Origin of the sequence: Arthrobacter sp. C2 (assembly GCA_024207135.1) — a bacterium.
Classification (GTDB): Bacteria; Actinomycetota; Actinomycetes; order Actinomycetales; family Micrococcaceae; genus Paeniglutamicibacter.
Genome location: CP042428.1, coordinates 4,442,924 through 4,465,391 on the forward strand (window position 1 = coordinate 4,442,924; position 22,468 = coordinate 4,465,391).

The 22,468-nt window shown below is 60.7% G+C and carries 14 protein-coding genes, 4 pseudogenes and 1 riboswitch; of the genes and pseudogenes, 10 read left to right on the forward strand and 8 right to left on the reverse strand.

Annotation, left to right across the window (positions count from 1 at the left end):
- Positions 1–31: 31 nt before the first annotated feature.
- Positions 32–938, reverse strand: a pseudogene (locus FPY90_RS20285) (IS982 family transposase).
- A 395-nt stretch (positions 939–1,333) separates the two neighbouring features.
- Entirely contained in the window at positions 1,334–1,480 is a 147-nt protein-coding gene (locus FPY90_RS20290; protein ID WP_175475500.1) for a hypothetical protein, read from the reverse strand.
- A gap of 434 nt (positions 1,481–1,914) precedes the next feature.
- A riboswitch (cyclic di-AMP (ydaO/yuaA leader) is annotated at positions 1,915–2,088 on the forward strand.
- Between the two features lie 3 nt (positions 2,089–2,091).
- Between FPY90_RS20290 and FPY90_RS20295 the strand changes: the two genes are divergently transcribed.
- Positions 2,092–3,129, forward strand: a complete 1,038-nt coding sequence (locus FPY90_RS20295) for a M23 family metallopeptidase (protein ID WP_498683019.1) — start codon at positions 2,092–2,094, stop codon at positions 3,127–3,129.
- A 110-nt stretch (positions 3,130–3,239) separates the two neighbouring features.
- Here FPY90_RS20295 and FPY90_RS20300 read toward each other — a convergent pair.
- Both FPY90_RS20300 and FPY90_RS20305 read right to left on the reverse strand, forming a co-directional pair.
- Positions 3,240–3,620 (reverse strand): annotated as a pseudogene (locus tag FPY90_RS20300) (APC family permease); the annotation flags it as partial.
- Between the two features lie 308 nt (positions 3,621–3,928).
- Positions 3,929–4,840: a LysR family transcriptional regulator gene (locus tag FPY90_RS20305; RefSeq protein ID WP_498683020.1), complete on the reverse strand. Its 912-nt coding sequence runs from the start codon at positions 4,838–4,840 to the stop codon at positions 3,929–3,931.
- A gap of 83 nt (positions 4,841–4,923) precedes the next feature.
- Between FPY90_RS20305 and FPY90_RS20310 the strand changes: the two genes are divergently transcribed.
- Genes FPY90_RS20310 through FPY90_RS20320 form a run of 3 tightly spaced genes read left to right on the forward strand, consistent with a single transcriptional unit; the run spans position 4,924 to position 8,035 of the window.
- Positions 4,924–6,366 carry a CitMHS family transporter gene (locus tag FPY90_RS20310; RefSeq protein WP_498683022.1) on the forward strand — a complete coding sequence of 481 codons (1,443 nt, stop codon included), beginning with the start codon at positions 4,924–4,926 and terminating at the stop codon, positions 6,364–6,366.
- Positions 6,363–7,718 (forward strand): acyclic terpene utilization AtuA family protein, encoded by a 1,356-nt coding sequence (locus tag FPY90_RS20315; protein WP_498683023.1) that lies wholly within the window; start codon positions 6,363–6,365, stop codon positions 7,716–7,718. The genes FPY90_RS20310 and FPY90_RS20315 overlap by 4 nt, the downstream gene beginning before the upstream one ends.
- Positions 7,715–8,035 carry an AtuA-related protein gene (locus tag FPY90_RS20320; protein WP_498683025.1) on the forward strand — a complete coding sequence of 107 codons (321 nt, stop codon included), beginning with the start codon at positions 7,715–7,717 and terminating at the stop codon, positions 8,033–8,035. Before FPY90_RS20315 ends, FPY90_RS20320 begins: the two co-directional genes overlap by 4 nt.
- A 368-nt stretch (positions 8,036–8,403) precedes the next feature.
- On the opposite strand, the gene FPY90_RS20325 is transcribed toward FPY90_RS20320, so the two are convergent.
- Positions 8,404–9,525, reverse strand: coding sequence for a tellurite resistance TerB family protein (locus FPY90_RS20325; protein ID WP_498683026.1), 1,122 nt, complete (start codon positions 9,523–9,525; stop codon positions 8,404–8,406).
- 281 nt (positions 9,526–9,806) lie between these two features.
- Here FPY90_RS20325 and FPY90_RS20330 point away from each other — a divergent pair, with 281 nt between their 5' ends.
- From FPY90_RS20330 to FPY90_RS20340, 3 genes are all read left to right on the forward strand, one after another.
- Complete coding sequence (locus tag FPY90_RS20330; protein WP_498683028.1) at positions 9,807–10,289, forward strand: hypothetical protein; 483 nt, start codon at positions 9,807–9,809, stop codon at positions 10,287–10,289.
- Entirely contained in the window at positions 10,279–10,470 is a 192-nt protein-coding gene (locus tag FPY90_RS20335) for a hypothetical protein (protein ID WP_498683030.1), read from the forward strand. The genes FPY90_RS20330 and FPY90_RS20335 overlap by 11 nt, the downstream gene beginning before the upstream one ends.
- Before the next feature lie 251 nt (positions 10,471–10,721).
- Positions 10,722–13,253, forward strand: coding sequence for a DUF4268 domain-containing protein (locus tag FPY90_RS20340; RefSeq protein WP_498683032.1), 2,532 nt, complete (start codon positions 10,722–10,724; stop codon positions 13,251–13,253).
- A gap of 507 nt (positions 13,254–13,760) precedes the next feature.
- Here the strand turns inward: FPY90_RS20340 and FPY90_RS20345 are convergent.
- The gene (locus FPY90_RS20345) at positions 13,761–16,103 is read right to left on the reverse strand and encodes a coiled-coil domain-containing protein (protein ID WP_498683034.1); all 2,343 of its coding nucleotides are present in this window, start codon (positions 16,101–16,103) and stop codon (positions 13,761–13,763) included.
- A gap of 333 nt (positions 16,104–16,436) precedes the next feature.
- On the opposite strand from FPY90_RS20345, the gene FPY90_RS20350 reads away from it, so the two are divergent.
- The gene (locus FPY90_RS20350) at positions 16,437–17,570 is read left to right on the forward strand and encodes a glutamate--cysteine ligase (RefSeq protein ID WP_498685639.1); all 1,134 of its coding nucleotides are present in this window, start codon (positions 16,437–16,439) and stop codon (positions 17,568–17,570) included.
- A gap of 230 nt (positions 17,571–17,800) precedes the next feature.
- Entirely contained in the window at positions 17,801–18,880 is a 1,080-nt protein-coding gene (locus FPY90_RS20355) for a PDDEXK family nuclease (RefSeq protein WP_175475501.1), read from the forward strand.
- A gap of 436 nt (positions 18,881–19,316) precedes the next feature.
- Here the strand turns inward: FPY90_RS20355 and FPY90_RS20360 are convergent.
- Positions 19,317–19,865 (reverse strand): annotated as a pseudogene (locus tag FPY90_RS20360) (APC family permease); the annotation flags it as partial.
- A gap of 425 nt (positions 19,866–20,290) precedes the next feature.
- Here FPY90_RS20360 and FPY90_RS20365 point away from each other — a divergent pair.
- Positions 20,291–20,770: a hypothetical protein gene (locus FPY90_RS20365; RefSeq protein WP_498683035.1), complete on the forward strand. Its 480-nt coding sequence runs from the start codon at positions 20,291–20,293 to the stop codon at positions 20,768–20,770.
- Between the two features lie 60 nt (positions 20,771–20,830).
- Here the strand turns inward: FPY90_RS20365 and FPY90_RS20370 are convergent.
- Positions 20,831–22,249, reverse strand: a pseudogene (locus tag FPY90_RS20370) (amino acid permease).
- Positions 22,250–22,468: the final 219 nt, after the last annotated feature.

Here is a 22,468-nt window from a genome sequence, read left to right on the forward strand (position 1 = left end):
TCCCACCCTAGATGATTAAGTCCTAATGAAGTCAGTGGTCGTAGGCGGTCAGGGAGCGCTTTCGGGGTGCGTTGGTCTTCCAGTTGTGCCAGATCCCGGCCGCGAGGGCCAGAAGCTTTGAGGCGACGCGGGCGTAAAGTCCGCCGAGGGTCCGGGCGCCGTGGTGCTCGAGCCCGAGCTGGCCCTTGAGGCTGTCGAAGACGGACTCGATCCACTGGCGGATGCCCCCGAACTTCCCGAAGCGGGGTTTTTCGTCCTTGCGGTCCGGCCGCACCAGGTTGGCACCGAGGTCCTCGGCGATGAACCGCTCGAAGTCCCTGCCGGCGAAGCCCTTGTCGGCGAGGATGACCTGCCCGTCGCGGACCAGGTGGTGGTCGTGGCGCAGCAGGGCCTCGGTGACCTCGCGTTCCCCGAGTTTCGGGTTGGCCAGTCCCCAGATCACCGGCATGCCTTCCGGGGTGCTGATCAGGTACAGGCGGAAGCCCCAGAAGTAGCGCGAGTGCGAGGCGCAGTATCCGTAGCCGGCGTGCTCGGCCAGGTCGGAGCGCTTGACGGTTTCGCGGCTGGTGCCGCACGGGACCGGGGTCGAATCGAGCAGGCGGAGGATCTCGTGCCAGGATTCGGTGTCCCCGGGCCAGGGCGGTGATCACCGCACTGATCAGTGTTCCGGCGGCGCGCACGCGCTTGTTGTATCCCGATTGCTGCGGGATCCCGGGGAATAGCCCGCTCAGGTGGGTGCGCGCATAGCGGACCCATCGCGATTCGGAGGAATGCCCGTGCAAGAGGTGTTGGGCCACGACCAGGCACAGCAGCTCGGCGTCGCTAAGCGCGGCCTTGCGGCCGGGTTTGCTCGAGCGGTCGTATCCCAAATCCGGCAGGACACGATCGGTCAGTAGGACGTAGAGTGTGGTCAGGAGGGTGTTGAGTTTTGGGTTCACATACGAGGCTTAACACTCTCCGCCAGCGATTAAAAGACCCCAGTTCATATGAACTGGGGTCTTTTTGTCCTTGGGACCGATTAGGACTTATTCATCTAGGCGAGCACCCGAGACCTGCCTACCCCCATGTGCGGTCTACCATCCTGAATTTCGCAGTTGCGAACGGTGAGCACCAACGGCGTTCAATGGTCGGGTTCCTAGCTCCAGGATGTCGCGTTGGGCCATCGGCTTGGGGACGGGCCCCGACAGAGCCGCCCCCAAGAGAAGCCCTGTCATGCGGAATAGCGACCAACCTTCATGAAGGAAATGGCCGCACTTTGCTGTTTCGTGACACTTCAGGTTTCCCAGCGCCCACAGAAGGACCCTGACGCGTTGACGCACGCGTCAGGGTCCTTCTAAATGAGGTACGAGCGTGCCTTGGATCCCAAACCGATGGGCCGGCCGGTGATGTTCGTGTCCAGCAACGGGGGATGCCCGCTTGCCATGGTGATTCCGTTGAGAAGGGATCCCGAGTCCTGGAAGGTGTTGCGGATCTTTGACATATGAAGCCGGTGCCTCACCCACAGGCGTTGGGAACGTGGCGAACCACGGGTGGCGATTCTAGCCGGTTGGCCAACGCGGACGGGAGCAGCCGCACCGGTGCAGACCCGGGCTGACAGTCTCCTTGATCACGTTTACGCTGGCGTCCCGGGAGAGCGCCGGGCCCAAATCATCCAGTTGGAACTGGAGCCGCCGGTGCAGCTCGACGATGTTGGCTTCTGCCCGGGGTCCTAGTCACCCCAAAGAGGGCCGGTGGGACCTCCTGGTGCGGGTGCGGGGATCGAGGACGCATTGGGGCTTCCGACCGCCGGCGGCACCCACGTGTTTGTCAGGCGCATGGATTGATAACGGAATTGTAACTTTTACTTGAACCTCGTAGGGTTTTACATCTGGTTGCACTCGCGCAACCCAGTCCCGATCCGGATCGCACAACCCTACCGGCGGATCGCGGAACAAGAATTCCCGGTAGGGGCGGAGGACCCATTCAACCGTTCCTGGTCTTGGACCATGGATCTCGGGGTGAAGCTGAGTCCGCCTGGCGGGCTCGGCCGAGTTGATCTCATGACTCGAATCCGACAGCTAACTTCGCAGGCGACACATGAGAGGTAATCATTTGACCCAGCAGCAAAATTCCGGGCGCCGCCGCGCGTCCAGCCCTGTTGATGCTTCGCCTGCCGACGGTTCCCTGGAGCAGATCGTGGACACCGCGATGAATGGCGAAAGCACTTCCCGGCGCCCCGGCCGACGCGCATCAAGCGCGGTCCCGGACTCCCTCGAGAATCCTGAAACCCGGAACTACGGTGGCCGCCGCTTTGTGGCCAGCCCGCGCTACTCCGCCTCCCCGGACGCGGCATCCATCGCCGCCACCGAAATTCCTGCCGCGCCTGTTGCACGGCCGGTCTCGCTGGCGACGCCCGCCGAAGGCGACAAGCTGGACCACGTCCTGAAGTCCGCACCCCGGACCCGGCGCCCTCGACTTGGATTTGCGCACAAGCTCGCCGCGGTAGCCGCCGTGACCGGCCTGGCCTTCGCTGCCGCCCCCGCGCAGGAAGGCGAAGAAGTCGTAGCTGCTCCCCAGCGCGTCTCCCAAACGTCTGTCGCAGATGTCAAGGCCCCGGCCCACGACAAGCTCACGGTCGAACGCGCCTCGGTGACCAGCAAGTACGTCAAGGTCGTCAAGCCGGCACCCGTCACCACCGCTGCCGCCGGCAAGGTCGCCACGAAAGCCAAACCGACGCCCGCCACCACCGCCGACACCGGAAAAGTCACCAAGCTCTCCCAGCCGGTGGACAGCATCCGCCTGACCTCCCGCTTCGGTTTCCGCAAGAACCCGACGGGTCCCGGCTACATGAACCACAATGGCCTGGATTACGCGGTGCCCACGGGAACCCCGATCAAGGCCGCCGCAGCCGGGACCGTCGTCCAGGCCGAGTGGGCCGGCCACTCCGGTTTCCGTGTGAAGATCGACCACGGCAACGGGTTGGAGACCAGCTACAACCACAACTCGGCATTGAAGGTGTCCGTGGGCCAGAAGGTCCAGCGCGGCGAGACCGTCTCCCTTGCGGGCAGCACGGGCAATTCCACCGGGCCGCACTTGCACCTCGAGGTCATCGTCAACGGCGAGTGGGTCAACCCCGAGGGCTGGCTCTAACGGCAATTGTCGCCGTTCCGTGACCGGAACGCGGCATTTGCCCGACCTTGGTATGCCGCGGTCCCTGCATCGGTTGACTCATAGGTTTCCGAGTGTGGCAGCACCACGCACTCGTCGTGCCGGGGGCTGTCCGGGTTCATGAGCGAGTGCTTGCGTCCGCAGATGAAGTAGATGGCCAGGTCGACCAGCAGCCAGATGACGAACCTCAGCCAGGTTTCCCAGTGCAGCTCCAGCATCAGGAACCCTGAGGCCAGCATGCCGAATGCCGGGACCACCGGCATGAAGGGCAGCCGGAAGGTGCGCGGGGTGTCGGGCTTCTTGTAGCGGAAGATGATCACCGAAAGGCAGACCACCACGAAGGCGGCAAGAATACTGATGTTGGTCAGGTCCGCGACGGCCTTGATCGGGAAGACTCCCGCCAGCAACGCGGAAGGGATGCCGGTAATCCAAGTCAGACGCTGCGGGGTTCCGTGGTTGTCGTTCTTGCAGAACCGATTCATCTTGTTCAGATAAGCGGGCCACTTTCGTGAATTCGACGGTATGTTGCCGCAGTCAGCACCTAGTTCGCAAGACGATGCGCGATGGCCGAGGGCGCGTTTTACTCAAGTCTGGACACATGCTCTACTCAGGCAGGGCAGGCTTCCAAACACTATTTTGTGGAAAAACCGTCGTTCAACGGCGTGTTAAGAGTTCGTTCGAACGAACGCCACCGCACGTGGATCCATGACGGGAATGAAGGCTGAGGCCTCGCTCGATGCGGAAGCAAGTAGGATTGATGACGTAATCGATCCCTGTGAGCTCACCGTGCCTGCATACCTGAATCGGACGGCGCATTCCTGATTGAATCGATGAACGCCTGCGCGCAAGAGGTTTGGCGCCGGCCGGGGAGCTGAACGATCGATATTTTGCGTTGCACTGTAGGGCGGAGTGGAATGTGTGCCAGTCCAGCGAAAGAAATCATTGGAAGGACCAGTTCGGGCACGGCCGTGATACCCAGGCCGGCGGCAACCAGCCCTGCCACGGCACCCACGTTTTGAGCCTGTACCACTGGTCCGAGCTCGATCTCAGCGTCCTCCAAAGCCCGTCGAACGGGTGCTTCGATACTGCTGTCGGTTCCGAAGGCAATAAAGGGTTCACCTGACAAATTGGACCACTCCAGATGGTCCTTGTCGGCGAGGCGGTGCGTGCGGGGGACGGCGCAGTAGAACGAATCGAGGCCAATCCGTTCCTGCTGCAATCCTGACAACGGGCCTGATGTGGCGACTATTGCGAGGTCCACTTCGCCTGTTCTCACTGCTATGAGGGCGGTTTCCAACAAACCGTCCCATATGTACAAGCCCACTTCGGGGTGGGTTTCTCGGAAAGCAACGACGTGAGGCGGCAGAAACGTCGCGGCGATCGAGGGCTGGCAGGCCACCGTCACTGAACCGCGGTCGCCAGTCAGGAAGCCCTCGATGTCATGGAGGCCGTCGTCGAATGCGGCCAGCATTCTACGTGCGTACGTGCTTACCTCGCGCCCGTCCCCAGTGACCTCAACGTTCCGGGTCGTACGCGTGAACAACCTGACTTTCAGCCGACGCTCGGCCTCAGCGATCGTTCGACTCAATGAAGATTGCCCTATGTTGAGCGCTTCAGCAGCAGCAGTGAAACTGAGGCAGTCGGCGACGGCGACGATGCAGCGAAGATGCGAAACTCCCAAATTAATGCTCATAGTGCATAAGGCTATCTGTAACTGATGTTGGACGGCGGAAAGTGGTTCGAGACACACTGAAGCAAATAGAAAGGAATCCACTGATGCTTTCCATCCTTGGTTTTGCCACCATTGCCGTCATTCTGGTGCTTCTGCTGACGCAGCGCACCTCTGCCGTCGTCGCTCTTGCGGGAGTTCCAATCGTTGCTGCATTCGTCGCGGGAAACTCAGCAACCCAAGTCGGGGTCCTCATTAAGGACGGGCTAGGCGGCGTTGTTGGAGTCGCGGCAATGTTTGTTTTCGCCATTATCTTCTTCGGAGTTCTCCGCGACGCGGGACTTTTTGACCCGGTAGTCAACCGCATCGTGAAGTTTGCAGGCCATGCTCCAGTCACCGTGACGGTTGCAACTACGGCGCTGGCGATGGTCGCGCATCTCGATGGCGCCGGTGCCGTAACCTTCCTGATCGCGGTACCGGCTATGTTGCCGGTCTATGACCGTCTTGGAATGAGCCGTTTGGTACTAACGACGTGTGTGGGTCTCGGGGCCGGCGTCATGAATATCGTGCCCTGGGGTGGGCCCACGGCGCGAGCGGCCACCACTATCGGCGTTGACGCAAATGAGATTTGGATCCCCTTGATTCCGGCACAGATCGGGGGGATGATCCTTGCCTTGGCCGTCGCCTACTTACTCGGACGCAGGGAAGCGCGTCGCCTTCAACGGCTTGCCGCCGGTGATGTCTCAGCTGAGGTGGAAGAGTCGACAGCGCGCGTTCGGATCAGCGAGGGAGTGGCGCAGGCAGGGAGCGGCAGGAAGTTGGCCGCTGGTAACGGAGGCTCAGACCGTCGCGGGACCGTTGTCATGCATCTTGAAACATCCGGCGATCTTGAGATTGATCCAGTCGGGCAAGGGCTCCGACGCCCGAAACTGCTGTGGGTCAATGCGATAGTCATGGTCGCGACCATGGTTGCCCTCATCTCAGCTATTGCCCCGCCCGAAATGTGTTTCATGATCGCCGCCATCGTTGCGCTGCTCATCAACTATCCGGGGCTGAAGGCCCAGACTGCACGCTTCGACGCCCATGCGAAGGGCGCGATGCTGATGGCAAGTACCTTGTTGGCAGCCGGTGTACTGCTTGGAGTGCTCAAAGGAAGCGGAATGATCGACGCAATGGCGAATAGTGCCGCCGACGTCATTCCTTCGCAAGTCATGCCAGTGCTTCCCTTGATCGTGGGCGTACTGGGGGTACCAATGAGCCTGATCTTCGGCCCGGATGCATACTACTTCGGGGTGTTGCCCGTCTTGGTGGGTGTTGGAGAGCAGTTTGGTGTCAGCGCGATGCACTTGGCGCAGGCATCAGTGATTGGACAAGAAACCGTGGGATTCCCGATCAGCCCTCTGACCGGAGCGTTCTACCTCCTTGTTGGGCTTGCAAACGTCGACATTGGCCGCCACATTCGCCACTTGATCGGATGGGCATGGCTGGTCAGCATTGGAATGTTCGCCATTGCCGTGGCCACCGGTGTCATCCCGTTGGTGGCGTCATGAGCGGCCAGACACGGAGCATTAGGTTGGGCGCAGGGGCCGGCTTTGCGGGAGACAGGATCGACCCTGCTCAGAAGTTGGCCGAACACGGCCTCTTAGACTACTTGATTTTCGAATGCCTGGGAGAGCGAACCATCGCTGCAAGCCAAGCCCGTCGTCTGAAAAACCCCGAGTCAGGCTACGACCCGCTCTTGGAAGCTCGCATGCGCGCTGTGCTTCCGCACACCACTTCCTCGGGCACCACCATCGTGACCAACTCCGGAGCGGCCAACCCTCTGGCTGCCGCGGAACTTGTCGCTCGCATAGCTTCCAAGGTTGCTGGGCGAACGGTACGAGTCGCCGGTGTCACGGGTGACGATGTCCTCGATGCCGTACGTCGACACAACCCCGTCGTGTGGGAAACGGGAAAGCACCTGTCCGAACACGCCGATGAGCTGGTTTCAGCGAACGCCTATATTGGAGCTGACGCGGTCGTTCCTGCGCTTGAAGAGGATGCCGACGTCGTCATTACCGGACGCCTTGCAGACCCATCGCTGTATTTGGCACCTCTGATACACGAATACGGCTGGGACTGGAACGATTACGGCATGCTTGGTGCAGGCACGGCGGTAGGGCATCTCCTCGAATGTGCCGGACAGCTCACCGGAGGATACTACGCTGACCCGGTTACCAAACCCGTGAATAATTTGGCACATCTCGGATTTCCGTTCGCTGACGTTCGAAGCGACGGGTCGGCGGTGTTTGGCAAACTCGAGCGCTCCGGTGGCACCCTCACCGCCCGGACCTGTACCGAACAGCTGCTCTATGAAGTAGGGAATCCGCAAGCGTATCTGACGCCCGATGTCACGGCCGACTTCAGCGAGGTCTCCTTCGACGACCTTGGCCACGATCGGGTCGCGGTTTCCGGGGCAACCGGACGGACGCGTCCCCAGGATTTGAAGGTGACCCTTGGATTCCGCGGAGGATGGCTCGGAGAGGGACAAATGAGTTATGCAGGGCCACGTGCGTTTGACCGGGCGCAATTGGCGGGTGAAGTCGTGGCCGAACGCCTCAAGGACGTTCACGGCTTCCCCGAGGATTGCATCTCCGTGGAGTTTATCGGCGCAGGTGCCGCGTTCAGGGGATTAGACACCAATCCCTCTGCGCACGAAGTGCGGCTCCGAGTAACGGCACGGGTTGCCACGGAGGATGCCGCGGACATCGTTGGCTGGGAAGTTGAAAGCCTTTACACCAATGGGCCGGCCGGTGGCGGAGGGGCGCGGCGTTCCCGGTCCGAGGTGCTGGCCATCCGGTCCTGTCTCATTCCACGCCATCTCGTTTCCACCGAAGTTCACATTCTGGAGGCCCGGAAATGACCGAACCCGTCCGATGCACGAGCGTGGATGACCTTGCCGATGTGCGAACTGGAGATAAAGGGGACACTCTGATTCTTTCGGTTTTCCCGCGTGACGCAGCCGCCCACGACTACCTGGTCAAGAACCTGACTGTGGAACGGGTTTCGTCGCACTTTGGTCAGCTCGTTACCGGACTCGTTCGCCGCACAGATTTGCCGAACTTGCCCGGAATTGTCTACGAACTACCGGGTGTGCTCGGCGGCGGCGTCACGGGTTCGCCAACTCTTGACGGGCATGGCAAAACACTAAGCTACCACCTGCTCAGCCTGCAAATATAGACAGCATGACCTGGGTTCACAGGATACTAGGGCGGCGGCTTCCCTGAAGTGTCGTTCGGGTTCTGGCTTATTGTTCGTGCGGAAGTGCGCGATGTCTGTTGGTATACCGAGCAGAATCCGTGGTCTTGAAGGAGATCGTCTAAGCTTGAGCACCAACGGAGGCGGGGCGCCTCGAAGACTTGCTGCGTGGCACAGATCGTTAGAGGGGCAATCCCAGAGCGGAGTATAGGAAGTTTCGGTTTTGGGCGAAGTGGAGCCGTCGGTTCAGCCCATTAGTTGATTGAATGTGTATTCAAAGACCCGCGGTCGGAATAAGCAGGGTGTCTTGGCCACGAGTCGTCCGGTCCTCCTGCCCACGAAAGGCGGTGTCAGGTCCGGGCAGACCTATCCCGAAGCTCGGCGATCATCGCCTTCTCCAGCGCATTGACGGGACCATCAACGGTGGCCACCCGGTTGGCTGCGTCCATGATGTCGTTCAGATCCCCGGCTACGGCCTCGAAGCGCAGCCAGACGTCGTCCGGATCGATATCCACGAGCTGAGCGAGTTGCTCATCGAACACTTGATGATGATCGCGGACAACCCTCACCAGGTGCCGGAACAGTAGGGCCTCGTCGTCGGAGATCTTGTTATCCGCCATGATGACGAGCCAAGAGACCCACAGCATCAACTGTGGGTGTTGACACCGCTCGCTCAGCTTCTCGGCGAGTTCGATCACGCGCGCTTCGTTCCGGAACACGGCTTGAGCGTGGCGCCCTGCGAGTAACGTCGTATAGCGATTCAGCACCACCGCGATCGGAACGCCAACAAGCGGGATGCCGATCTTGATGACATTGCGCTGCAGCAGGAACTTGCCGACGAAGGGAAGCCCCTTTGCGGCGTTCAGGATCCCCTTTGAATAGAAGCGCTTGATCAGCGGCCGCATCATGGCCGGGACAGCCTTGATCACGCCCCCACTCACAACTTCCCCGCTCTTGATGGTGAAGGCCACCCGGATCAGCTTCCACATGTCCTCGGGATCCGATACATCAAGCGGGATCCGATAAAGGACCGCGACGTCGTAGGCCAGACGGAGCTGGAGTTGGGTAATGAACGCGACATCGACCATGATGGTTCCGACGGCGGCCGGCACCGTCGCCGGTGAAGCGCCGCCGAGGCTTCCCATAGTCGCGACAATTGCTGCCGTGTAGGCACCTGCTGAGAGCCCGCCTTCGAGTGCGGCGTATCGGCTGGCCATCTTAATACGCTGATCGACAATGGCATCCGCAGGCACACCCGCGTATCGCTCCTCGAAGTACTGCCATGTGACTTTTTCCGTGTAGGAACCAAGTGCCTGGCCACAGAGCTTAGTGAACCATCCACCGGATTTGATGTCGTCTGGGCTCAGCCCGGTGATGAACTTCCGTATTTTGGCTCGTTCATCCTCGACGATCTTCTGGTCGGCTCCATCGGCGTCGTCGATGTCGACAGTGTCGAGCGGAGTTTCGGGCATGGCAGGTCCTCCCAGAAGGTTTCGGCGCCTGGCCAGGTCGCCCGATCTTGGACAACCCGCCGACGATGTAACCGGGTGACCCAGGGTCCACCTTAGCCGTTGACGGATGCCCGGCAGATTCATGCGTTCCTCGATGGCAGAAGACGCTTACTCCGGGCGGTGGCGTTCTCCATAGGTAACGCACTGGTGCTGGCGGCCCCGCGAAAACTACGCGGTCAAGACACATGCCGGCTTCGGTGCCCTGCAACAGTGACTTCCGCGGCATTCCGAGGACGGCTGGGATGGCCTCGCTTGGAGCCGGAGTAAGCATTGACTCCAACGGCAAGGGGCAGGGGAAGCAATTGGATCTACTGGGCACCATTAGCCGCAACCAATTGCACGTCTATCCTTGGGGTATCGCCGCCGCATTCTTGCTCGTGGCCGGCATCTTGCGCTGGCGCAGCCTTCACTGGTCTGCGGTTGGTTCTGTCATGCTTTTCGCGGCACTCAACGCTGGTGCCGGGGTCTACGTCCTAAACCAGGTTGGTGATTCGCGATGGGCTGCCGGAGGTGAACCATCGCTGAGCGCTCTGTCGTTTGCCGAGACACCAATCGTGGGGGAGCATCTGGCGCCGCTCGATTCTGCTCTGCAAGCAGTGGTAGGCGGGATGAACGATTTTCTGGCGTTCAAGCAAGCTCTTCCTGTTAGCACTCGAATTCTTTGCCTCGTCCGGCTCAGCCTTACTGGTGTGATGCCCCATAGCGTTTATCGCCGTGCGCATTAGTTTCTTCGTAGCCAGGCGCCGTAAAACGGACTATGAAAAGTACCGTGCCACCGTTGACCTGCTCAAGGAAGAGCTTGAGCAGGTCAAGTTACGGATTGCTGCCGGCAACTTCGCTGTCCCTGCATTCCCAACAGAGGACGTCGTCATCGAGGCGTTGCCCGAGCTGAAACTCGGAGGATGATTCAGGCGGGAACTGGAGATGAAGGACGATGTCTCGGCAGTCTCGCCGAGAAGCTCGCGAAGCGGACGTTCAAGGTGCGGACTGACCGCAGGCTTATATCCACCGCGCCTTGTCACGTACCACGGCTCGATTGCAGTAATTGGTTTGGAATGGATGGACTGCCCGCTGGGCGGGCTATGTCCGGTGTCGAGGCACACCGCGACCGTTCCCTGTAGTCTCGTTCCATTACTACCAAGTATCAGGAGGCGTGTGTGGTTCGCGCGGAGAACGGGACGCTTGCCGGTGTTCTGGAAGGTAAAAAGCAGTACCAAGTTCCCCTCTACCAACGCGTGTACTCGTGGGGGAAGAAACAGCTCGAACAGATCTGGACGGATATCGTCGAGCTGGAGAGAACTCTCGCCGAAGACTCGAAGGCCTCTCACTTCATCGGTTCCCTCGTGTTGGCGAGCAGTCCTGACTTCGGTGCCATCGGCGTCAACAAGTTCCTCGTTGTTGACGGCCAGCAACGCCTGACTACGCTGACCCTCCTTTTGGCTGCGCTCCGCGACCACTTGATCGAGACCGGAGATTTCGATCGGGCAAGCGGTATTGACGCGCAGTATCTAGTCAACGTCTACGACAGCGGTAAGCCTCTTAAGGTGATGCCAACGCAGAAGGATCGGGCACCCTACCTGGCGGTGCTCAACCGTGCGCCGCAAGCCGGCGGTGAGGATGCGGTTGGCGGTGCCTACCGATTCTTCCGATCGAAAATCGCCGCAGCTGACGATCCGGACGATCCACATGACTTGGAGCTTCTCGAAGCGGCCATCGTACGTGGTCTCGCGCTCGTCGTCGTCACGGTGGAGCCATCCGACAACGCGCACCGCATTTTCGAGTCACTCAACAACACCGGGCTTCAGCTAACGCAGAGTGACCTGCTCAAGAACTACTTGTTTATGCGCCTCGGGGACCGCGCAGAGACTGTCTACGAGAACATCTGGCTTCCGCTCGAGAGGAAGCTCGACTCCAAGAACCTTGAATTGTTGTTTTGGCTGGACCTCGCTCAGCGTGACGAACGGGCGAAGCAGTCAGATACCTACGTAGGACAGCAGAAGCGGCTTGACAAGCTCAAGACCATCGACGCGGTGGAGGCCGAGGTGATCCGCATAGCCGAGCTGGGTGACGTGCTCGCAACGATTCTCAATCCCGCTGGCGAGAAGCACGCCGAGATAAGCCGTCGCCTAACCAGGATCAAGGCTTGGGGTTCAACGACTGCTTATCCGGTAGTTATGCAGATCCTCGCTCGACGTGCAGCTGGCACTGTCACCGATAGTGACGTTGTGCGCGCGCTGACATATCTGGAGTCGTACTTCGTGCGCCGGGTCGTGATCGGGCGTGCCACCGCAAACCTGAACCGAACACTGCTCCAGGCCGTCGGTTCGATCAGCGATGCCGACCAGATAGACATCGCACTACGTGAATACTTGTCCCGCGGCCGCAAGTACTTCGCGACCGATGCACAAGTTCGTGAGGCTGCCCGGACTGTCGCCTTCTACTGGCAGGGCCGCGGAGCACAAAAAAAGCTCATACTGCAGTGGCTCGAAGAGGCCTACCGCCCCAAGGAAATTGTCGGCTTGGATCCAAAGCACCTGACAATCGAACACGTGTTGCCGCAGACAATGTCTGACTCCGTGCGGGACATGTTCGCCGCGGATTTGAGCGCTGACGCTGACATCAACTACGAACACGAGCGCATCGTACATACACTCGGAAATCTCACTTTGAGCGGGTACAACAGCGAGCTAAGCAACAAGCCGTTCGACGAGAAGCGCGAGATGCTGGCCATCAGCGGCCTGTCGATGAACCAATCAATCGCTGCGCACACGACATGGGGAGTCGGCGAGATCAACACTCGTAGCTCTGAATTGGCAGAAAAGATTATTGAGCTGTGGCCCGGCCCGGACGAGAACGTCGTGGCTGTGGGCGACGAACCGTCGGAGACTCGCATCCAAATTGCTACCATAGTTGCCGAAATCCCAGCAGGGCGCTGGACTACATACGGCGACGTAGCGATCGTGGCCGGCACCTGGGCACAGCCGTTGGCTGCGATAATCGCGAACTTCCCGATGGCCAACGCCTGGCGGGTTCTGCAGAGCGGTGGGACGATTTCGCCCGGTTTCCGCTGGACCGAGCCGGACCGAGCGGACGATCCCCGGGCGGTGCTTGAAGAAGAAGGCCTCCAGTTCGATGCGGAAGGGCACGCGAATCCCGCGCAGTTCATGGGTGCCGAGGAACTTGCGGAAGCTGCGGGGCTCGACGTAGATGAGGAAGCGATCTCTGCACGACGAAAGAAGATCAAACTACCCTCCAAGGCAGGAAACAAGTTGTCCGTCAAGGATGCCCAGCTTGAATTCTTCGAGAGAGTTCGAGACTACGGCCTCGTCAACGCGAACAACATCGATACATGGCGCAAGCCCACCAGAAAACACTGGTACGACGTCAGCGTAGGGGATTCCCGCGGGCATGTCTCACTCTTGGTCAACTCTCAGAGGAAAATTGTCACGACCCTGTTCTGGATCACCCACGACAAGGATCTTTATGCAAAGTTGCTGGCACAGCGCGAGACCATCGAAACCGACCTCGATTTTGCGCTGGAGTGGGACGACAAGCCGGACCGCAAGGCTTCCAAGCTCGTCATCAGCCGTCACGGCGACTTTCTTGACGAGGCTCAAGCGCAAGAACTCGTAGAGTGGCTTGTGACTACGGGCGACAAATTCGCACGGGTCCTCCCGAAATATTTGTAAAGGCCTGGCTCCCGCCACCACGAGGCAGATTCCGCTGGGCATGAACAGGTTGTAGTTCCCGGTGTTGATGTAAAAGATGCCCCGGGCGAGGCCGAACAGGAGCAACACGGTCCTGATCGCGACGGCCTTCGTCGGCGGAGGACGCGCCCCAGTCGGGCATGTTGAGGCCGAGCCCGGCGAGGAAGGCGGAGAAGTAGCCGGAGATGCCGATGGCCACGACGGCCACGAAGGCGAGGTACTCCGGCGAAGGCTTCGCCGAGCAAACCCCGTCGGTGGCCCAATAACCGGCCCTGGTGGGTATCACTTAGCCGACCCTTGTGGCGACCACCGGCGTCCCGATATGGGTGGCCCCGGGAGAGCGCTCCTGCCGGAACCATCCAAACCTGTGATGGTCAGCCGTGCCGGTAACCCGGGAAGGGACCGGCCGTTGCGGCCGATCCCTTCCCGTCCATCCACACCGTTCACGCGGCGGCGACTCCCGGCAGGGCGGACCTGCGGGGTGCCCGATCAGGCGACGCAGCCCCCGAGCGCTATCTGCCCGTCGACGGCCCGGATCTGGTTCTGGACCGTGCCGAGCTGATCCTGCAGGCCGATGACGGTCTTCTTCTGCGCTGCAATGGCGTCCTTGTTTGCGCCCTTCTTGGCCTGAAGGGTGCTGAGCTCCGCCTGGGCGTTCGTCACCTGGACGTCGAGCTTGGTCAGCTGTGCCTGCAGGTCTTTCAACTGGGTTTCGGTCGCGCTGATTTCTCCGTTGAGCCCGTTCAGCTGCGCCAAGAGCGGAGCCACCCTGGTCTGGAGGTCGAGAACTTCGGCTTCCTTCGTGGCGATCTGGCTGTTGAGCCCGGTGAGGTTCGCCACCAGCTGGTCCATGTCGCCATTGAGGGACGCGATCTCGCTATGCTTCTCGGCCACCGCGGCGTTGGCGTCGGGTACTGCCTTCGCGAGGGCCGGCAACTGCTCCTGCAGGTCCTGGAGCTCGCCGGCCTTCTTGTCGACGGCGGACTGCGCGGCAGCGCTGGCAGCAGTGGCACCGGCCAGATCGCCTTTCAGCCCGTCAAGGACAAGCTTCTGCGCGGCGATGGCCTCCTGGCTGGCGGCAAGGCCCTCGGTCAGCGTTGGCAGTGCTGCGTCGAGGTCCGCCAGGACCTGCTGCTGCGCGGTGAAGGCTGCCCCGGCGTCGGCCGAGGCTGCCTCAAGCGTGTGCAGCTCGCCCTGCAGTGCGGCGAGTTCGCCTTGCTTGGTGGTGACGGCACCGTTGGCTGCGGTGACGGCCGCCTGGAGGGCAGGGATCTGGTTCTTGAGCGCGGCGATCTCGGCTTGCTTCGTCGAGACGGCGTCATTGGCGGCGGTCAGGGATGCCTGGAGCGGCGCCGCCTGCTGCTGCAGGGCGCTGCTCTCCTGCTGCTTGGACTGGAGTTGGGAATTGAGGGTGTTGACCGCGTTTTGGAGCGTGGTCAGGTCTCCCTGGTACCCGGCGATTGTGGCGTTTTTGCTGAGGATCTGGGCGTCTACTGCGGTCAGCTCTTCCTGCTTGGCCTTCCGCAGTGTCTGCAGGCGCGTCTTCTCGGGGCTGTTGCCCTTGATGTCCGAGATCTGCTTGGTGAGATCCGTGATCTCGGCTTCCAGCTTGGTCTTGCCGGCGGCCAACGCCGCGAGCTCTTGCTGCGCCGTCGCAAGCTGGGCCTGCTTGGCCGTGATGTCGGCGTTCTTCGCGGTGACCTGCTGCTGAAGTGCCGCGATTTCCACCGTCACTGTTGCGAGCTTGTCGCTGTTGGCCTTAACCGCCGCGGCAGCGCCGTCGGCAGCGGAGCGCAAGGTGTCGAGTTCCGCCTGCGCAGTGGCGATCGCCGTGTTCTTGGCCGCGAGTGTTTCGGCGGCGTCCAGCGCTGCCGTCTGCAGCGAGGTCAGTCCGTCCTTGGCTGCGGAGATCGCGGCGTTCTTGGCAACGACAGCGGCCGCGGCGTCGGCTGCACGTCGCTGAACGTCGGCCAGCGTCGATTTGGCGTCGCTGATCTTGGCCACCTGGGCGTCGACTTCCGCCTGGGCGGCGGTGCCTGCCCCCTCAAGGTCCTGCAGTTCGGCCTCGGCGTCGCTGACGGCCTGCTGTGCGCCGGTAACGGCGGCCGCGGCAGCTTCTGCCGTGTCGGACAGTTCCGTCAGCTCGCGCCCCGCCTGGGCGATCTCGGTGTTTTTCCCCGCAAGCGCTTCTGCTGCCGCGGTTGCGGCGGCCTCGAGTGCTGCTCGTTCGACCTCCGCGGCGCTGATCTGGGCTTTTTTCTCAACGATCCGGGCCTCGACGTCATCGGCGCTCCGCTGCAACTGCGCGGCGGCCTCCTTGGCCAGCACTTCCGCTTCCTGCAGCGGTGCCAGCTGGTTTTCGGTGCTCAGCTTTTGCGCCTGCAGCTCCTCGAGCGCGCCTTGCGCGGCGAGAACGGCGTCGTTGGTGGTGGCTTGCTCGGCCTGCACTGCTGCGAGGTTATCACCGGCAGTCTTGAGCTGCGCATCAAGTTCCAGGCCCTTTGCGTCCAGCGCCGCAATGGCTGAATCGGTTTCGGCGATCTGGGCCGTCAGGCTGTCGGCGTTGGCCTGCAACTGCGTGCGCTCGCCCTGGAGCCGGGTGATGATGTCGGCATTCTTCTTGGAAGCCGCCTTGAGCAGGTTCTCTTGCACGGAACCGCGGTGGGCCAACTGGTTCACCACACCCGTGCAGATGCCGGCGGCCGTGCCGCTGGAGCCTGGGGCCGCTGTTGCTTGTGGAGCGAACAGCAGCATGCTGGTCAGGATGCCGGGCACGACGATGGCGGCGGCCAGACGGCGCGTGAAGGCAGAGTGATTCGACGGATTGAGCATTGGTCCCCCCAAGGACAATGAAAATGCGGCCACGGTGGCCGAATCGATAGTGCACACTCTAGGCGGCCGAATCCGTGGTGTCGAGCCTTGGCGCGGACGAAAATCATCGGGCGAGTCGTCCTACCCGGTTCTTGGTTCCTGCTACCTGTTTTACCACCGGGTGCTTAGTTTTGGTGGAGGGACTATTTGTCTTGGACATGGAGTATTTCATCGTCCAGGCGCCGGACCCGCGACGGCTTGTCGTCCAGGCATCCAGGGGTGGAATCCGCTGTCGATTTAATGGTCCACACTTAGCAGGTGCGTACCTTTGGTGTTGAAGAAGAATTCCTGATAGTGGACCCCGTCAACGGCGTCCCCTTGCCCCTGTCCGCGGAGGTGATGGGCCTCCACGGTGATAGCTCGCGGGCGACAGGAGCTTCTGCCCGGCAGATGCTCTCCGCAGAGCTGCACCAGGAACAACTCGAGGTCATCACGCACCCGCACGGCAGCCTGGCCGGTCTCGCCGAGGAGATCCTTGACGGGCGCGCCTATGCCGACGCGCTCGCCCGAAAGGCGGGCGCGCGGATCGTCGCCCTGGCCACCTCTCCGCTGGCGGTCTCGCCCCATCCCACCAGGAACGAACGCTACGACGCCCTGGTGGAAAAGTATGCCCTGACGGCGCGCGAGCAGCTGACGTGCGGACTCCATGTCCACGTGTCCGTCGACTCGGACGAGGAGGGCGTAGCCGTGCTGGATCGCATCCGGTCCTGGCTGCCCTCGCTCATGGCGTTGAGCTCGAATTCACCGTTCTGGAACGGCCAGGACAGCGGCTACGCCAGTTTCCGCACGCAGGCCTGGAACCGGTGGTCCTCCGCCGGTCCGATGGAGGTCTTCGGGTCGGCGCGGGCCTACCACGCGCTGGTGGCGGTCATATCAGCGACCGGGGTGGTCATCAACCCGGACTTTGACGCCCGTCTCTCCGCCCGGCACCCCACCGTGGAGATCAGGGTGTCCGATGTCTGCCTTGATCCCAGGGACACCGTCCTGATCGCAGCGCTGGTGCGGGCCTTGGTGGAGACCGCCGCCCGGGAGTGGAAAGCGGGAGTGGAACCGGACAGGGTTCCGGCCATCGTCCTGCGCCAAGGTGTCTGGATGGCCAGCCGGTGGGGTATCCGCGGCGAACTGCTCCACCCCGCAACCCACAGGCCGGACACCGCAGAACACGTCATTTCCGCCCTCCACGACCATGTGCGGGACGCCCTGGTCGAGTCCGGGGACGAGGCCTATGTCGAGGAAGGCCTTACAAGGGTCCTTGGCAACGGAACAGGCGCCGACCGGCAGCGGCAATCCTACGAACAAAACGGGCGACTGGCAGACGTCGTCACCGACGCCATCGGCTTGACCCACCGGGAACCGGTCGATCACCACTCCTCGGGGAATGGTTCACCGAGTTGGACATGGAGGCCGTTGGCCGAGGCCGTGGCTTAGCCGCCAAAGGAATTTGACGGTCGCGCAAATCGAAGGTGAGACCCGATGAGCTGGTCATGAGGGTTTCGTTGCAGATGGTGAAAGCCGGAGTTCTCCGCGGTGACTTTCACATTCAACTCACAGTGAGGTATTGACCAGTAAGTTCCAGATTGAGATGTTTGGGGGGAAGGAGCGATAAGAACGTTTACCGGGTTTCCTGGATCGTATGTTCTGAGGACGTGAATGCAGTCATGAGTGGAATATTGATTCGTCAGGATGATGGAACGTGGCTTGAACCGTCTGATAATGGTTATGCCTTGGAATCTGAGCTGCAGGAGATCCTAGCCGCTCACCCGGAGCTCATTCCGGGGGTTAGTGCGGCCGCGAAAACGTGCCGTGAGTTCCCGTCTGATGCTGGTCCCGCTGACATTGTCGTTGTGGACTCGTTGGGAGAGCTAACGCTGGTCGAATGCAAGTTGGCCTCCAATCCCCAAATCAGGCGAGAAGTCGTCGGGCAAATGTTCGATTATGCGGCTCACCTGTGGAAGATGGATGTCGATGACTTTGCCTCAAAATGGCGGACTCGCACTTCCCAGCCTCTGATCTTAGATGAAGAGTTCGGGGGAATCTCGATGAGAGAGTCATTGGCACGGAATCTTGCGGACGGAAGGTTTCGCATCGTCCTCGCTATTGACATCATCAACCCTGCGATGAAGAGGATGATCGAGTATCTCAACTCTATCGCCGGCTCGGGGACCTCGGTAATCGCAGTTGAATATTCTCGACTAAGACAAGGTTCAATCGAGATACTTATTCCACATGTGTATGGGCAAGAGCTAGCCGAAGCCAAGTCCGCCCCGAACAGCAGGGACATGATTGACTGGGATGAAGACACATACCGCTCATGGCTGGAAGAACATGACAGCAGGAATCTTGAACGGTTCAATTTCTTTCTCACAGCCGCCCTTGCGGCAGGCTTATCGTATAGAGGTTCCACCGCGGTGCGCCCCGCGGGAAGCCTGCCTCTATTCGACAAAAGAAACCACAGGTTAGGCACAGTGTCTTTCTTTTACTTCACGGGTCAGGGAACATCAGTGGAGTTCAACCTCGCTCGAATGTCAAAAATGTCTGACGAGGAATCCCCGGACGCTGTCTCGCGGGATTCGTTTCTCCGCCAGTTGAACGAAATCCCAGCGCTTCGGGAAGTAGCTTCAAACCTTAGATCCAGCAGATTTGCGAGCCGCAAGCCGAATGTACCGTTATCCACTCTCTCGCAAGACGCTATCCAGAAGACGGTTGACGCTCTGTGCTCACTTGCCAACTCTCGATAGGATGGCAGGCGCGGGCTGACGCTCTGGAGGGGAGAAGGCGTCCTGGCAGGTAGGCCTCGACGCCCGGGGTAATAATCCTTGCCAACCGCCGATTAGGACGTCGTTCGGGCTGCTGCCCCAATCCGAACCTTTTGCCATGAACGCGTTGACCGGCGATCTGAGCTCGTGGACGAATGTGATTCCTAGACTAATCCCGCACCATGGCGAATGCGAATCAACGAGTATTTTAAGCTTTCCATCTAATCGAGCTTCAAGCAACTAAGAAGTCAACTTGTTCGCAGGGATCAGGAAGTCGTCCAAAATCACCAATCGGCATATAGCAAGGGACTACATCTTCTACATGGCGATCGAGCCTATGATGCATCAACTCGATCTTGCCCAACAGGGAGTGCCGTTATTGAAACTAAGGCTGTACAACGCTCGTCAGGCAGACCACAAACCTCAGCCAGGTTTCCCAGTGCAGCTGCAGCATCAGGAACCCTGAGGCCAGCATGCCGAATGCGGGGACCACCGGCATGAAGGGCAGCCGGAAGGTCCGCGGGGCCTCGGGCCTCTTATAGCGGAAGATGATCACGGACAGGCAGACCACCACGAAGGCGGCCAGGATGCCGATGTTGGTCAGGTCCGCGACGGCCTTGATGGGGAAGACTCCCGCCAGCAACGCGGAGGCGATGCCGGCGATCCAGGTGACCCTTTGGGGTGTTCCGTGGCGGTCGGTCTTGGAGAACCAGCCCGGAAGCAGTCCGTCGCGGCTCATGGAGAACCAGACCCGGGTCACGCCCAGCAGGAAGGTGAGCATCACGGTGAGGATGGACAGGACCGCGAACACGGAAATGATCGTGGCGATCACCGAAAGCCCCACGCCGTTGAAGGCGGAGGCGAATCCGGCGGTGGGGTCGATGTCCCGGTAGTTCTGCATGCCGGTCAGCACCAGGGTCGCGGCGACGTAGAGGAGCATGGCGATGACCAGCGCGAAGAAGATGGCGTTACCGCGAGGTGGGGTGGGAAGGACGCCGGAGGCAAAACCATGCTTCGAGGGATACGAAGCAACTGTGCGCCGATTGGTGTTTCTGCATGCATCTCGAATGTTGATTGAGATTCCCTAGTTCCTTACACAGAATGCCGGGGAATTTGTTTGCGCTCAACATGTTTAGGCGCAGTGGCTTCCGCAGACGGCATCGCATCCTTTCCGGTGTGACGCTAGCCAACAAACGTACGTTTCACTGGGTGGGCCTCAATGCACCATTACCCGTTTCCTGCCAGAACCCGGGAGTGCCATATGCTGGCCTGTCGATGATGGGGGCTCTCACACTGGATTACAAGCGCATTGGTCGGGGTGCTTTGCTGGCCAACCCTTTCGAATAGGCCGTGTCCATGTCAATACGCGTGCCAATCGACTATTGATTTCACATGAGCCCGGACAGATGCTGGACGCATGCGGTGAGGCTACTAGACATCGAGCTGACCGCTTCATACCAATGGGGGTGGACTATCTTAAACATAGATCAGGAGTCATTCAAGGGCCTTGAAGATCTGAAGAACAAACTGCAACCGAAAACGTTGAGCCAACCGCCGGCTGAGCGCCAAAATTCGGTAGCAGATGATTACAGCCCATATTATGACGAGCAGCTAAGGCAATATAATTCTCTCCTGTCGGAGATACGTAGCCTTAAGGCAAGAATTCGTCACGGTGGCGACGAAGGCCAGCTCTATCGGCTGTATCTCCAACGGGCAGATCTCCAGCATCATGTCAATGCCTTCAACGCTAACTACAGGTATTCACGTCCTGAAAGAGTTCAAAAACTGAACGAGATGATGCGCAAACTACCTGCACCTCAGTTTCCCACGTCGGGGAGCGTCCACTCTTACCCTGCAGGATTTCATAACTAGAGGACGCATCGAAGCCACAGATCCTTCGTTTACCGAAGACTTAGTTCACCAGGCCAAGGATCAAGATTCCGAGTGCGGCAGCACCACGCGCTCGTCGTGCCGGGGGCTGTCCGGGTTCATGAGCGAGTGCTTGCGTCCGTAGGTGAAGTAGATGGTCAGGCCGATCACCAGCCAGACGACGAAGCGGAGCCAGGTTTCCCAGTGCAGCTGCAGCATCAGGAACCCGGAGGCCAACATGCCGAAGGCGGGGACCACGGGCATGAAGGGGAGCCGGAAGGTCCGCGGGGCTTCGGGCCTCTTGTAGCGGAAGATGATCACCGACAGGCAGACCACCACGAAAGCGGCCAGGATGCCGATGTTGGTCAGGTCGGCGACGGCCTTGATCGGGAAGACTCCCGCCAGCAGTGCGGAGGCGATGCCGGCGATCCAGGTGACCCTTTGGGGAGTTCCGTGGCGGTCGGTCTTGGAGAACCAGCCCGGGAGCAGCCCGTCGCGGCTCATGGAGAACCAGACGCGGGTGACACCCAGCAGGAAGGTGAGCATCACGGTGAGGATGGACAGGACCGCGAACACGGAGATGATCGTGGCAATGACTCCGAGCCCCACGCCGTTGAACGCGGAGGCGAAGCCGGCGGTCGGGTCGATGTCCCAGTAGTTCTGCATTCCGGTCAGCACCAGGGTGGCGGCCACGTAGAGCAGCATGGCGATGACCAAGGAGAAGATGATGGCCTTGGGCATGTGCTTCTTGTCGTCGGTGGATTCCTCTGCCGCGGTGCTCATGGCGTCGTAGCCGAAGACCGCGAAGAACACGGTCGCGGCTCCGGCCATCACGGGGCCGAATCCGGAAGGCATGCACGGGCTGTAGTTCCCGGTGTCGATGTAGAAGATGTCCAGTCCGATGATGAACAAGATCAACACGACCTTGATCGCGACGGCCACCAGTTCGAAGCGTCCGAAGGCCTTGAAGCCGCGGGAGAGGATCCAGGTGACCAGGACGCAGACGGCGATGGCGGGGAAGTTGACGATGCCGCCGCGTCCCTCATCGGCGGTGGAGGCTGCCCAGTCGGGCATGTTGAGGCCGATGCCTGCGAGGAAGGCGGAGAAGTAGCCGGAGATGCCGATGGCCACCACGGCCACGATGGCAATGTATTCCAGGATCAGGTCCCAGCCGATGAACCAGCCGATGATTTCCCCGAGGGCCACATATCCGTAGGTGTAGGCGGAGCCGGCGCGGGGGATCATGCCGGCGAACTCCGCTTAGGACAGGGCCGCGGCCGCGGATGCCAGCCCGGCGATCAGGAAGGAGATCAGGACGGCGGGCCCGACGCCGGGTTCGGTGCCGCTGCCGTGGGCCACCAGGCCTGCCAGGGAGAAGATGCCGACGCCGATGATGCCGCCGACACCGATTGCGGTCAGTTGCCAGCGTCCGAGGGACTTGTGCAATCCGCTGTGCTTGTTCTCTTCCTCGATCTCGCCGATGGGCTTTCACCGCATGATGGACTCCTGCGTTGACGTGTCCAGCATTTCGGCCGCCCGTGACGCAAACGGTCTTGTCAACCCAGTATGCGAGCGTGCCCGCTATTTTTGAAGATCCACATTGCAGGCGGACCGGCCGGTATGGGCGCATCGATACTGTCGACCCCGATCCACAGGGTGCAGTGCAGCCCTCGCTAACGCCTTCGTTGGTGGGCCGCCGTC